This is a genomic window from Kutzneria sp. NPDC052558 (genome assembly GCF_044547355.1).
Classification (GTDB): Bacteria; Actinomycetota; Actinomycetes; order Mycobacteriales; family Pseudonocardiaceae; genus Kutzneria.
Window position 1 is genome coordinate 538,181 of sequence record NZ_JBIUAG010000001.1, and the last position, 13,102, is coordinate 551,282.

Below are 13,102 nucleotides of genomic sequence, written 5' to 3' on the forward strand. Positions count from 1 at the left end.
AATGGACTTCAGCCTGTTCTACTTCGCCGACGACGGCACGGCCCGCCCCGGCCACCGCTACGACCTTCTCCTCGAAGGGGCGAAGTTCGCCGACGAGCACGACTTCACCGCCGTCTGGACCCCGGAGCGGCACTTCCACCCCTTCGGGGGCCTGTACCCGAACCCGTCGGTCACCGGCGCGGCCATCGCCGCCGTCACGAACCGGGTCAAGATCCGCGCCGGCAGCGTGGTCGGCCCGCTGCACCACCCGCTGCGCATCGCCGAGGAATGGGCCGTGGTGGACAACCTCTCCGGCGGGCGGGCCGGCATCTCCTTCGCCTCCGGCTGGCACGCCACGGACTTCGCCCTGCGCCCCGAGGCCTACGCCGACCGCAAGGACCACACCCTCACCACCGTCGACCAGGTGCGAAGGCTCTGGCGTGGCGAGCAGATCGACGCCGTCGACGGCAACGGCCAGCCGTGCCGGCTCGGCATCCACCCGCCGCCCGTCCAGCCCGAACTGCCGGTGTGGCTGACCAGCGCCGGCGGCATCGAGACCTTCCGCGCCGCCGGCCGGGCCGGCGCCGGCGTGCTGACCCACCTGCTCGGCCAGGAACCGGCCGAGCTGGCCGAGAAGATCGCCGCCTACCGGGAGGAACACCCCCGAACCGGGCACGTCGTCCTCATGCTCCACACCTATCTCGACGAGGACGAGGACCGCACCCGCGAGGCGGTCCGCGAGCCGCTCATGGCCTACCTGAAGAGCTCGCTGGGCCTGCTGCTGGGCTCCCGCCGGTTCGACATCGCCAAGCTCGCCCCCGAGGACGTCGACTTCCTCGCGCAGCAGGCGTTCGACCGCTACGTCGAGCAAGGCCTGCTCGGCACCGCGGACAAGCTGCGCGCCACCGTGGCCGGCTTCGCCGAGATCGGCGTGGACGAGCTGGCCTGCCTCATCGACTTCGGGCTGCCGGCCGCCGACGTGCTCGCCGGCCTGCCCCGCCTCAACCAGCTGCGAAAGGCGGACACGTGGTAGGGATCATCGACCTGGAGGTGGCGTTCCCGGCGGGCCGCCGGACCGTGCGGGAGATGCACGAGCTGTCCGGGCGGCCGGTCGCCGACATCCTCGCCTGGACGCACTGCCCGGAGATCCCGGTGTTCGGCCCGGACGAGCAGGCCTGGGAGCTCCAGGCCGACATCGCGGCCAAGGTGCTGGACCGGGCCGGCGTCGCGGCGTCGGAGATCGGGCAGGTGATCGTCGGCGGCGGTGGCGACTGGGACCGGCCGTCCTGGTCCCCGGCCGCCCGGATCGCCGCCGAGCTGGGCGTGACCCGGGCGCACTGCTTCGAGGTGCTGAACTTCTGCTCCTCGTCCTCGGCCGCCCTCCAGGTCGCGTCCGACGCGATCACCCTGGGCCGCACGACGTACTCCCTGCTGCTGTTCGGCGAGCGGGTCGCCCGCTCCATCGACTACACCGACCCCGAGTCGGTGTCGCTGTTCAACGTGGGCGACGCGGCGGCGGCGGTGTTGCTCGGTCCGCACAATGTCCGGTTCGACCTGCTCGACACCCGGACCCGCTCCGAACCGACCTGGTCGGACTTCCTCAGCGGCGAGATCGACGGCGACCGCATGGTCATCCGCCTGCGGGGCCGGCGGCGCGGCATCTCGGCGTTGTACCTGGAGCGCTACCGGGACCTGGTCCGGGAATCGCTTCACGACCTCGGCCTGACGCCGGCCGACGTCGACCACTTCGTGATCAACCAGGTCGACCGCCGCATGCACGAACGCCTGCTCGACGCCCTCGGCATCCCGGCCGCGCGCAGCGTGTTCAACTACCACCGGCTCGGCCACATGTCGAGCACGGACCCGTTCATCGGCCTGTGCGACCTGCGGGACACCGGCCGGCTGGCCGACGGGGACCTGGTCCTGCTGGCCACCAGCGGCTTCGGCTTCAGCTGGGGCGTGACCGCCGTGCGACACCGCGCCTGATGCCCCTTTGACCATTCCTTCACCACTGTCTGATGTTCTGGGGAATACCTGAATCGCCACGGGAGAGACTCGTCGGCGAGCGCGCGGCGACGCGCGTGGACACGGAGCGGACCCCGGCCGAAAAGGACGTCATGAGCGCGGCAGCAGCCATCAGGAGCCTCGATGGCTCGGGTTGTCCAGCGCTACACGCCGCCGCGGCCGGGCGGTCGGCCGTGACCCCTGTGACCGGAGCCATGATTTGTGGGGTTCCTACAAACTCCGGTGCTCGGCACGGTTCCTTGCAGCATTTCGCCACTGGCGAATCCACGACAGTGTTCAGTGTGGGACTGGGGTCTGTCGGCCCCGCACGCGTCTAGTAGGAGGCTCGGTCGGTGTTCAGTCGTGTCGCCATCGTCAACCGCGGAGAGGCCGCGATGCGGCTGATCCACGCCGTCCGGGATCTCGCCGCGGAGACCGGGACGCGCATCGAGACCGTCGCGTTCTACACCGACGCCGACCGCAACGCCACGTTCGTGCGCGAGGCCGACCTGACCTACGACCTGGGCCCGGCGTCGGCGCGGCCCTACCTCGACTACGCCAAGCTGGAGCAGGCGCTGGTCGCCAGCGGCGCGGACGCGGCCTGGGTGGGCTGGGGCTTCGTCGCCGAGGACCCCACCTTCGCCGAGGTCTGCGAGAAGGTCGGCGTCACCTTCGTCGGCCCGAGCCCGGACGCCATGCGCCGGCTCGGCGACAAGATCGGCGCCAAGCTGATCGCCGAGGAGGTCGGCGTCCCGGTCGCGCCGTGGAGCCGCGGTGAGGTCGCCACGCTGGAGGACGCGCTGGCCGCCGGCGCGACCATCGGCTACCCGCTGATGCTCAAGGCCACCGCCGGCGGCGGCGGGCGCGGCATCCGCAAGGTCGAGTCGGCCGACGAGCTGGCCGACGCCTACGAGCGCACCAGCCAGGAGGCGCTGCGGGCCTTCGGCTCCGGCGTGGTGTTCCTGGAGCGCCTGGTCACCGGGGCCCGCCACGTCGAGGTCCAGGTGATCTCCGACGGCGAGACCGCGTGGGCGCTGGGCGTGCGCGACTGCTCGGTGCAGCGCCGCAACCAGAAGATCATCGAGGAGTCGGCATCGCCGGTCCTCGGCCCGGAGCAGACCGCCGAGCTCAAGCGCTCGGCCGAGCGGCTGGCCGTCAAGGTCGGCTACCGCGGCGCGTGCACGGTGGAGTTCCTCTACCACCCGGGCGAGAAGCTGTTCGCGTTCCTGGAGGTCAACACCCGTCTCCAGGTCGAGCACCCGATCACCGAGATCACCACCGGCACCGACCTGGTGCGGCTTCAGCTGCACGTGGCCGGCGGCGGCAAGCTGGAGGGCGAGCAGCCGGCCGAGCTGGGCCACGCCGTCGAGGCCCGGCTCAACGCCGAGGACCCGGACCGCGACTTCGCGCCGTCCCCCGGCCGCATCGCCCGGCTGGACCTGCCGGCCGGCCCGGGCATCCGGGTCGACACCGGCGTCAGCGAGGGCGACACCATCCCCGCCGACTTCGACTCGATGATCGCCAAGATCATCGCGTACGGGAAGGACCGCGACCAGGCGCTGGCCCGGCTGCGGCGGGCGATGGCCGAGACCAAGGTCATCATCGAGGGCGGCGCCACCAACAAGAGCTTCGTGCTCGACCTGCTCGACCAGCCCGAGGTGATCGACGCCAGCGCCGACACCGGCTGGATCGACCGCGTCCGGGCCGAGGGCCGCCTGGTCTCGCACCGGCACTCCGCCGTGGCTTTGGCGGCCGCGGCCATCGAGGCGTACGAGGAGGAGGAGCGCGTCGAGCGGCAGCGCCTGCTGTCCACCGCGTTCGGCGGCCGCCCCCAGGTGCAGCACGAGAGCGGCCGGCCGCTGGACCTCAAGCTGCGCGGCGTGGGCTACCGGGTCCGCGTGGCCCGCGTCGGCGCGACCCGGTTCCGCGTGGCGATCGAGGCCGGCGAGGACGTGCGCACCGCCGACGTGGTGCTGGACCGGTTCGACCACCACAGCGGCCAGATCCTGGTCAACGGCTCCCGACACAGCCTGCTCACCGGCACCCACGGCCCGATCCACCTGGTCGAGGTGGACGGCGTGGCCCACCGCGTCAGCCGCGACGAGGGCGGCGTGGTCCGCTCCCCCGCGCCGGCGCTGGTCGTGGCCACCCCGGTCGAGGTCGGCGACGAGGTCGAGGCGGGCGCGCCGATCATCGTGCTGGAGAGCATGAAGATGGAGACGGTGCTGCGCGCGCCGTTCAAGGCCCGGCTCAAGGAGCGGCCGGTCTCCGTGGGCAGCCAGGTCCCGACCGGGGCCCCGCTGCTGCGGCTGGAGCCGATCGCCGACGACGAGGCCGCCGAGGACACCGGCGCGGTCGAGACCGTCGAGCTGGACCTGCCCGCCGCCGACGACGCCGTCCCGGTGGCGGACCGGCTGGCCCGTGGCCAGGAGGACCTGCGCAACCTGCTGCTCGGCTTCGACCTCGACCCGCTGGACGAGGCCCGGGTGCTGGACGAGTACCTGGCCGCCCGGCGCGAGGTCGGCCGTCCGCCGGTGGCCGAGGAAATGGCCCTGCTGGACGTGTTCGCCGACCTGGCCGAGCTGAGCCTGAACCGGCCCACCGGCGACGACGGCGGCCACTCCTACAGCGCCCGCGAGCAGTTCCACACGTACCTGCAGAGCCTGGACGTGGAGCGGGCCGGCCTGCCGGAGGACTTCCAGGCCAAGCTGTCCAAGGTGCTGGCCCACTACGGCGTGACCGAGCTGGACCGGACCCCGGAGCTGGAGACCGCGGTCTTCCGGATCTTCCTGGCCCAGCAGCGGGCCAGCGCCGACGCCAAGATCGTCACGACCCTGCTGCGGGCCTGGATCCGGGACCTGCCGCCGGACGGGACGCTGCGCCAGCCCGCCGGTCTCGCCCTGGAACGGCTGGTCGCCGCCACCCAGGTCCGGTTCCCGGTGGTCTCCGACCTGGCCCGCGGCGTCGTGTTCGACTGGTTCGGCCAGCCCCTGCTGCGGCGCAACCGGGCCCGCGTGTACGCGGCCGTCCGCAACCACCTGCGCCACCTCGACGCCCACCCGGACGCGGCCGACCGCGCCGAGCGGGTCGCCGAGATGGTGCGCAGCACCGAGCCGCTGGTGCGGCTGCTGGGCCAGCGGCTGATCCGGGCCGACCGGGACAACGCCACCATGCTCGAGGTGCTGATCCGGCGCTACTACGGCAACAAGGGCACCACCGACGTGCGCCGCAGCGAGGTCGCCGGCTGCACGTACGTCGTGGCTTCCCGCGCCGACTCGACGATCGCGTCGGCGGCGGTGAGCTTCGAGTCCTTCGGCAGCGCGCTGCGCGGCCTGGCCGAGCTGGCCGCGGGCGAGGACGCCGTCGACGCCGACATCTACCTGGCGTGGGAGAAGCAGCCCGAGGACTTCGACGCGATGGCGGCCGAGCTGGCCGAGGTGATCAGCTCGCACCCGCTGCCGGCCCACGTCCGCCGGGTCACCGCGACCGTCGCCGGCCGCGGCAACGCCGTGATGCACCACCACTTCACGTTCCGCCCGTCCTCGCTGGGCATGACCGAGGAACGGCTGATCCGCGGCCTGCACCCGTACATCGCGCAGCGGATGCAGCTGGAGCGCCTGCACAAGTTCGACCTGACCCGCCTGCCGTCCTCCGACGAGGAGGTGTACCTGTTCCGGGCGGTGGCCCGGGAGAACCAGGCCGACGACCGGCTGGTGGCCTTCGCGCAGGTGCGGGACCTCACCGAGCTGCGGGAGCAGGACGGCCGGCTGGTCGCCCTGCCCACCGCCGAGGACACGGTCGCCATGTGCCTCGACTCGATCCGCCGCGCCCAGTCCCGCCGGCCGTCGAAGAACCGGTTCAACACCAACCGGATCGTCATCTACGTGTGGCCGGCCAGCGAGATGACCCGGGCCGAGCTGGAGACGATCACCAGCCGCGTGCTGCCGACCACGGCCGGCACGGGGCTGGAGGAGATCCTGTTCATCGCCCGGCAGCGGGACCCGGAGACCGGCGCGCTGTCCAAGGTGGCGGTGCGGATCTCCTTCGACGCCACCGGAGGCACGACGCTGGAGGTCGGCGAGCCGCCGGTCGACGCCGTCGAGCCGCTGGACGAGTACCGGCTCAAGGTGCTGCGGGCCAGCAGCCGGAACACGGTGTACCCGTACGAGCTGACCGGGCTGCTGGGCGACTTCGTCGAGCACGACCTCGACGCCTCGAATGCCCTGGTGCCGGTGGATCGGCCCAAGGGCCGCAATACGGCGGCGATGGTCGCCGGTGTGGTCAGCACGCCGACCGAGCGGCACCCGGAGGGTGTCAAGCGGGTCGTGCTGCTCGGCGACCCGACCAAGTCGCTGGGCGCGCTGTCCGAGCCCGAGTGCCGGCGGGTGATCGCGGCGCTGGACCTGGCCGAGCGGATGGCCGTGCCGGTGGAGTGGTTCGCGCTGTCCTCGGGCGCGCGGATCGCGATGAACTCCGGCACCGAGAACATGGACTGGGTGGCGGCCGCGCTCAAGCGGATCGTCGAGTTCACCCAGGACGGCGGCGAGATCAACATCGTGGTCACCGGCATCAACGTCGGCGCCCAGCCGTACTGGAACGCCGAGGCGACGATGCTCATGCACACCAAGGGCATTCTCGTCATGACGCCCGACTCGGCGATGGTGCTGACCGGCAAGCAGGCGCTGGACTTCTCCGGCGGCGTGTCGGCCGAGGACAACTTCGGCATCGGCGGTTACGACCGGGTGATGGGCCCCAACGGGCAGGCGCAGTACTGGGCGCCCAGCCTCACCGGCGCCCGTGACGTGCTGATGGCCCACTACGAGCACACTTACGTGGCCCCGGGCGAGACCGGGCCGCGGGCGGTCGGGTCCTCCGACCCGGTGGATCGCGACGTTTCGCCGTTCCCGCACGAGTTCGGCGCCGACTTCGCGACCGTGGGCGAGATCTTCTCGGCCTCGGCCAACCCCGACCGTAAGAAGGCGTTCGACATCCGCACGGTGATGCGGGCGCTGGCCGACCAGGACCACCCGGTGCTGGAGCGCTGGGCCGGCATGGCCGACGCCGACACCGCGGTGGTGCAGGACGTGCACCTGGGCGGGCAGCCGGTGTGTCTGCTCGGCATCGAGTCGAAGTCCGTGCAGCGGCGCGGTTTCCCTCCCACCGACGGCCCCGACGCCTACACCGCCGGCACGCTGTTCCCGCAGTCGTCGAAGAAGGCCGCTCGGGCCATCAACTCGGCGAGCGGCAACCGGCCGCTGGTGGTGCTGGCCAACCTGTCCGGTTTCGACGGGTCGCCGGAGTCGATGCGCAAGCTCCAGCTGGAGTACGGCGCGGAGATCGGCCGGGCCATCGTCAACTTCCAGGGCCCGATCGTGTTCTGCGTGATCTCCCGGTACCACGGCGGCGCGTTTGTCGTGTTCTCCAAGGCGCTCAACCCCCGTATGACGGTGTTGGCGGTCGAGGGCTCGTTCGCCTCGGTCATCGGCGGCGCGCCGGCGGCGGCCGTGGTGTTCGTCGGTGACGTGAACCAGCGGACGTCGACCGATCCTCGGGTTGTGGAGCTGGAGGCGTCGCTGGCCGAGGCCTCCGGGGCCGTGCGGGCCGAGCTGAGCGCCAAGCTGGCCGAGGTTCGGTCGTCGGTTCGGGCCGAGAAGCTGTCCGACGTCGCCACCGAGTTCGACCGTGTGCATTCCGTGCACCGCGCCGTCGAGGTCGGCTCCGTCGACGCCGTCATCAGCGCCGCCGAGCTCCGTCCCAAGATCATCGAGGCCATCCGTAAGGGCTGACGCCGTGGTCACGGGGTGGGTTCCTTTCCGGAACCCACCCCGTTTTCTTTCCACCCGGAGTCACCACTCAACCGGCCGCCACCCCGGACTCTCCACCGAAGACGCCGCTCGCCTCGAAACCCGCCACCACAGCGTTTACCCCCGCCCCCACGAGGTAACCCGTCCCTCATGGTGACCCACATCGTGGCGACCACGATCGACTGCGCCGATCCGGCTCGGCTGGCCCACTTCTGGTCGGCGGTGCTCGGCTACAGCACCGTCCAGTCGGGCACGAGCACCGACGGCACTGCCTTCGTGGAGATCGGCCCGGCGGATTGGGACACGGCCCGCGGCCCGGCCGTCCTGTTCGAGCAGGTCCATTCCCTGCCGGAGAAGACCGCCAAGAACCGTGTGCACCTGGACGTCGAGGCCCCGCCCGGCCGGTTCCGGATCGAGGTGGACCGCGTCCTCTCCCTCGGAGCCGCCCACGCCGACATCGGCCAGCACGAGGCGGACCTGCCCTGGACGGTTCTCACAGACCCCGAGGGCAACGAGTTCTGCATCCTGAACCGCGACGTCCCGACCACCATGCGGGGCTGACGCGCATATGCCGCCCCACACCCTCACCCTCAGACAGCTGCTGGACGACTACGGCCGCACCTACGCGAGCGAAGCGGGCATCACCCTCCGCGACAAACCGGCCCCGTTGTACCAACTCCTCGTCCTGGCAACGCTCCAATCGACCCGTATCCGAGCGGATATCGCCGCCGCAGCGGCAAAGGAGCTGTTCACGGCCGGCTTCCGCACGCCGCAGCGGATGCTGGACGCCACGTGGCAGCAACGGGTCGACGCCCTGGGCCGAGGCGGCTACGCCCGCTACGACGAGTCGACGGCGACCCGCCTCGGCGACGGCGCCGAGCTGCTGCTGAAAACCTGGCGGGGCGACCTGCGCCGGCTGCGTTCACCCCACCGGGAGCTCCAGCAGTTCCCCGGCATCGCGAGCGCCGGCGCGGACATCTTCTGCCGGGAGGTCCAGGCGGTCTGGCCCCGGCTGCGGCCCTTCTTCGACCAGCGCAGCCTCGACGCGGCCCAGCGGTACGGCCTCCCAACGGATCCGAAGAAGCTCGCCGGGCTCGTCCCCGACGACCAGGTCGCCGTCCTCGCCACCGCCCTGGTCCGCTCAACCCTCAGGGCCTGAGACCCTCAGCGCCCGACGACCTCAGGGCCGGGGAATCAGCGGCTCCGGATCGGACTCCGGCTCCGGCTCGACCGGCACCGGCACTTCAGGGCCCGGCTCCGGCAACACCGGCTCCGGCACGGCAGGATCATCGGGCGGCAGCGGACGTTCCGGCGCGGGCGCGGTCATGGCGTCTCCTTACTCGACAAGCCACCCGGCTACCCCATCGCGCCGATCCTCAACCAAACACACCCCGTTCACGGGGTCAGCCGCTGCGCCAGCTGCTTGCGGATGCGCGGCGGTATCTCCGGCGCGAACCGCCGGATGTAGCTTTCCGCGTGCGCCTTGTGCTCGACGAGGAACGGCAGGTCGAACACCACCAGTTTGCGGATGGCCAGCAACGGCACCGGGGCCCGCAGCGCCTTGAACTCGGGGTTCCACAGCCCGGGGGCGTCGCACACCGGATGGAACTGGCCGATCATCAGCCCGTCCTCGACGAACTTGTCCTTGGCCACGCGTTGTATCTCGTCCAACCCACTGGCGTCGGTGTGGTCGAGGTGCGGCAGCACCAGCAGCACGGTGAGCAGCTCACGGTCGGCGGTCGACATCGTCGCACCGAGCCGCTCGTACCACCCGCGCAGGCTTTCCACGGCCGCGCCGACATCCCCCTCCCCCGACAGCGCGGCCAGGTGAAACAGTCCCTTGTGGAGGGACGGCTGGGTGTACGGGCACACCGGGCCGTTGCGGCCGAGTTCGGGATGCGGCGACACCAGGTATCTTCGGGCCCAGGCCAGGATCTCCCGGACCGGTGCGAGATGCTCCGAGGGCACCTCGCCGGCGTCCACCTCGGCCGCCGACCAGAACAGCACCTGGGCCTGGTTGACCGCGGTCATGACCCGATCCCCTGCTCGAACGTGAAGAAGCCGTCGGGGTCGATCCGGCGTTTGATCTCGGCCAGCCGCGCGTAGTTGTCGCCGTAGTAGGCCGTGCGCCAGGACTTCAGGTCGGGGTCGGTGAAGTTCAGGTACGAACGTTCGTTCCCGTACGGTGCCAGGGTGTCGGCCAGCTCACCCAGCCACCCGATGTTCGCGTCGACCACCGCCGGGGAATCGTTCGAGGCCCACGACGTGTCCATGGACAGCAGGAACTTCGCGTCCCGGTGTGGGAAGGCGGTGTCGCCGGCCGGCACCCGGTTGACCGCGCCGCCCCACGAGAACAGGGCCGCGCCGCCGCCGTCGGGATTGCCGCCGCCGGGCCATCGCCGCACCAGCGACAGCATGGCGTCGATGCCGTCCCCGGGCAGCGGTTCGGTCAGCACGCTGGTGCGGCACGCGAACGCGCCGGCGGCGGTCTCGTGCAGCAGATCGTCCTTGGCCTGCCAGTAGGTCCGGTCGTTGATCAGCGTCCGGAACGGTTCGGCCACCGCCAGGATCGGGTCGAGGATCTCCTTCAGCGCGGCCGCCGAGCCCATGTGCTGCCCGATGCACGAGACCACCGAGTCGGGGCCGGTGGTGCTGACGCCGACCCTGGCCGCGAACGCGTCCGGCGCGGTCCGCATGGTCTCCTGCACCGCCGAGAACACCTTCTCGGCGTCCTCGATATGCCACAGCAGCACATAAGTCGCGCAGTCGGACACCGGCTGCGCCTGGAACGTGAACGACACGTTGACGCCGAAGTTCCCGCCCCCGCCGCCCCGGCAGGCCCAGAACAGATCGGGGTTCTCGTCGGCCGAGCAGCGCAGCACCTCGCCGTCGGCGGTGACCAGAGTGGTCGCCATCAACGCGTCGGCGGTGATGCCGTGCACCCGGGACGTGGCGCCGACGCCGCCGCCGAGCGTGAGCCCGCCGATGCCGACCGAGGCCCCGTTGCCGAGCGCGAACGCCATCTCGCCGGGCTGGATCGCGGCATACACATCGGACATCGACGCACCGCCGGCCGCCGTGACCAAACCGGTCGAGGCGTTGGCGGACACGGTGTTCAACGAGCCGAGGTCGATCACCAGACCGGGCCCCACCGAGAAGCCGGCGTAACTGTGCCCGCCGCCGCGGACCGCCACCCCGACACCGTTCTCCCGTGCCCACACCACTGCCCGCTGCACGTCGACCACGGACGCCACCGACACCACGCCGGCCGGCACGGTGTCGGCGAAGCGCCGGTTGAACGGCATGCTCACCGCGCCGAACCCGTTCTCGCCGGGGCGCAGCACCCGGCCGGCCACGGCCTTGTCCAGACGCGTCCAGTCCTCTTCGGACGGTGACTTCATCGGAGCTCTCTCACCTCTTCGAGGTAGGACGTGCCGGTGGCCGCGTGCGGGCCGTAGCGTTCCCACCGCTCGCACAACCGGATCCGGCCGTCGTCGCCGATCTCCGGCGTGTTCACGGTGTGGCCGCAGATCACCTCGCCGGAGTCGAGCACAATCGTGTATCCCATGTGGAGGGTGCCGCCCTCGTCGCGCAGGCCGGTCACCGCGCACCGCAGCACGTCGCCGCCGGACACCTCCGTCCACACGACGTCGCCCTGCTGCCGGTACACCGCGACCGGCGCGCCGTCCGCGCCCTCCTTGCGGAACCGCCGGCCGTCGTAGTCGATCACTGCCCATCACCGGCGGCGGCCCGCGCCTCCTCCTGCCGAACGAACCCCTCGGACATCGCGCGGTCCCACCAGATCGCGTAGTAGGCGAAGTCCTCGTCGCCGGCGTTGGTCAGGTGGTGCTCGATGCCCGGCCGCAGGAACGCGATGTCGCCGGCGGCGAACTCGTAGCGCTCATCGGGAGTGACCACCTCGGCACGCCCGGTCATCCCGATGAAGATCTCGTGCTCGTGGTGGGCGTGCGTCACCGAGGTGTCGCCCGGCCGCAGCACGCACCAGGCGCCCTCGAACGGGGCCGTCAGTCCGTCCCACGGGTAGAGCAACTTCATCTCCAGCCCGTAGGCACGGACCAGGTTCTTGTGCTCCAGTCTGCGGAAGTCCACGGCAGCGGGCTCTACATCGGTCATGTCGCACTCCGATCGGCCGGATCCCCTGTACAAGCCGAGCCGAGGCTAACCACGCCGCTTTCCCCGTCGGTAGGGGAAGTTCTCCCTCATGCCAGGGAAATCCCTTTACCCGCAACAGGGTCAGCCGCGGCCGAGGCCGGCGTCGCGGGCCAGCACGATCGCCTGCGCGCGGTCGGTCACGCCCAGCTTGCCCAGCACCGAGGAGACCCGGTTGCTGATGGTCTTGGGCGCCAGCGCGAGGTCACGGGCGATGGCCGGATTGGACTTGCCGGCCGCGATCCGTTCCAGCACCTGCTGTTCCCTCACCGTCAGCTGAGGGAAGGGGTACGGGGCGTGATCGCCGCGGGCACTGAGCAGGGTGGCCAGCCGGCCGGCCACCGATCGTCCGACGATCACCTCACCGCTGGAGACCACCTGCACGCCGCGCAGCACCTGGTCCGCGTCGGCGTCGGCGGCCACCAGGTAGCCCCGCGCGCCGGCGTGGAACGCGGCCCGCACGGACTCGTCGTCCTCGGTCGTCGTGACCACCAGAACCCTTGTGCGGGGCGCGATCCGGGCCACGTGGCCGATCACGTCCTCGGCCGCGATCCGGCCGAACTGGTGCGGGTCGACGACCAGCACGTCCGGCCGGTGCCAGGCGACTTCGGCGAACATCTCGGCGGCGGTGGTCGCCTCGCCGACGACGGTGATGCCGCCCGAGCGCTCCAACATGGACCGGACGCGGCGACGGGCGACCGGCTGGGTGTCGGCCAGCAGCACCGTCACCGCGTCGAGCGCGCTGGTCGGGGATTCCAGGAGAGTTCCGGGCCGCCGTGCGGAAAACAGTGGCGGTTCCCGGTGTGCAGGGTGAGTCATGTTGCCCCCAACGGGTTCACAGGCTCCCCCCAGTGCCCGCATGTCCAGGGTTGTGAAACTAGCGAACCGCCACCTCAGCGCGTTAGTTGACACGCCAAAGACCAGGGCGTTGATCCGGCCAAAACGCGTACTGGATACGGCTGAAAGCACGCGGGCCCCCGCGAGATTCCCCGACGGACGGGCAAACCTTCCCTATCGACGGGGAAACGCCGCCTCCTAGCATCGAGTCACGAGCTGGTCACTCGCTCGACATGAACGGACATCGCGCGTCACCGCCGCGGGCCACCGGGCCCGGCGGGCGCGAACCACTTCCGACGAACGAGGTG

At 71.2% G+C, this 13,102-nt stretch carries 11 protein-coding genes; 5 read left to right on the forward strand and 6 right to left on the reverse strand.

The genetic code is table 11. From position 1 onward, the window contains the following. The first annotated feature begins 1 nt into the window (after position 1). The 5 genes from ACIG5F_RS02265 (at position 2) to ACIG5F_RS02285 (ending at position 8,946) form a co-directional block, all read left to right on the forward strand. Positions 2 to 1,012, forward strand: a complete 1,011-nt coding sequence (locus tag ACIG5F_RS02265; protein ID WP_396515545.1) for a MupA/Atu3671 family FMN-dependent luciferase-like monooxygenase — start codon at positions 2 to 4, stop codon at positions 1,010 to 1,012. Then, the gene (locus tag ACIG5F_RS02270; RefSeq protein ID WP_396515546.1) at positions 1,006 to 1,965 is read left to right on the forward strand and encodes a 3-oxoacyl-ACP synthase III family protein; all 960 of its coding nucleotides are present in this window, start codon (positions 1,006 to 1,008) and stop codon (positions 1,963 to 1,965) included. Before ACIG5F_RS02265 ends, ACIG5F_RS02270 begins: the two co-directional genes overlap by 7 nt. 371 nt (positions 1,966 to 2,336) lie before the next feature. After that, positions 2,337 to 7,769 carry a biotin carboxylase N-terminal domain-containing protein gene (locus ACIG5F_RS02275; protein ID WP_396515547.1) on the forward strand — a complete coding sequence of 1,811 codons (5,433 nt, stop codon included), beginning with the start codon at positions 2,337 to 2,339 and terminating at the stop codon, positions 7,767 to 7,769. A gap of 183 nt (positions 7,770 to 7,952) precedes the next feature. Continuing rightward, positions 7,953 to 8,348 (forward strand): VOC family protein, encoded by a 396-nt coding sequence (locus ACIG5F_RS02280; protein ID WP_396515548.1) that lies wholly within the window; start codon positions 7,953 to 7,955, stop codon positions 8,346 to 8,348. 7 nt (positions 8,349 to 8,355) lie between these two features. Then, positions 8,356 to 8,946, forward strand: a complete 591-nt coding sequence (locus tag ACIG5F_RS02285; RefSeq protein WP_396515549.1) for an endonuclease — start codon at positions 8,356 to 8,358, stop codon at positions 8,944 to 8,946. A 21-nt stretch (positions 8,947 to 8,967) separates the two neighbouring features. Here ACIG5F_RS02285 and ACIG5F_RS02290 read toward each other — a convergent pair whose 3' ends face one another. The 6 genes from ACIG5F_RS02290 to ACIG5F_RS02315 all read right to left on the reverse strand — a co-directional run bounded on the left by ACIG5F_RS02290 (position 8,968) and on the right by ACIG5F_RS02315 (position 12,686). Then, positions 8,968 to 9,114 carry a hypothetical protein gene (locus ACIG5F_RS02290; protein ID WP_396515550.1) on the reverse strand — a complete coding sequence of 49 codons (147 nt, stop codon included), beginning with the start codon at positions 9,112 to 9,114 and terminating at the stop codon, positions 8,968 to 8,970. Between the two features lie 68 nt (positions 9,115 to 9,182). After that, positions 9,183 to 9,818 carry a DUF6875 domain-containing protein gene (locus ACIG5F_RS02295; protein WP_396515551.1) on the reverse strand — a complete coding sequence of 212 codons (636 nt, stop codon included), beginning with the start codon at positions 9,816 to 9,818 and terminating at the stop codon, positions 9,183 to 9,185. Beyond that, positions 9,815 to 11,188, reverse strand: coding sequence for an FAD-binding protein (locus ACIG5F_RS02300; protein ID WP_396515552.1), 1,374 nt, complete (start codon positions 11,186 to 11,188; stop codon positions 9,815 to 9,817). Before ACIG5F_RS02300 ends, ACIG5F_RS02295 begins: the two co-directional genes overlap by 4 nt. Next, on the reverse strand, positions 11,185 to 11,517 hold the full coding sequence (locus ACIG5F_RS02305) for a hypothetical protein (protein ID WP_396515553.1): 333 nt from the start codon (positions 11,515 to 11,517) through the stop codon (positions 11,185 to 11,187). Before ACIG5F_RS02305 ends, ACIG5F_RS02300 begins: the two co-directional genes overlap by 4 nt. Then, complete coding sequence (locus ACIG5F_RS02310) at positions 11,514 to 11,921, reverse strand: cupin domain-containing protein (protein WP_396515554.1); 408 nt, start codon at positions 11,919 to 11,921, stop codon at positions 11,514 to 11,516. The genes ACIG5F_RS02305 and ACIG5F_RS02310 overlap by 4 nt, the downstream gene beginning before the upstream one ends. A gap of 120 nt (positions 11,922 to 12,041) precedes the next feature. After that, the gene (locus ACIG5F_RS02315) at positions 12,042 to 12,686 is read right to left on the reverse strand and encodes a LuxR C-terminal-related transcriptional regulator (protein ID WP_396515555.1); all 645 of its coding nucleotides are present in this window, start codon (positions 12,684 to 12,686) and stop codon (positions 12,042 to 12,044) included. Positions 12,687 to 13,102: the final 416 nt, after the last annotated feature.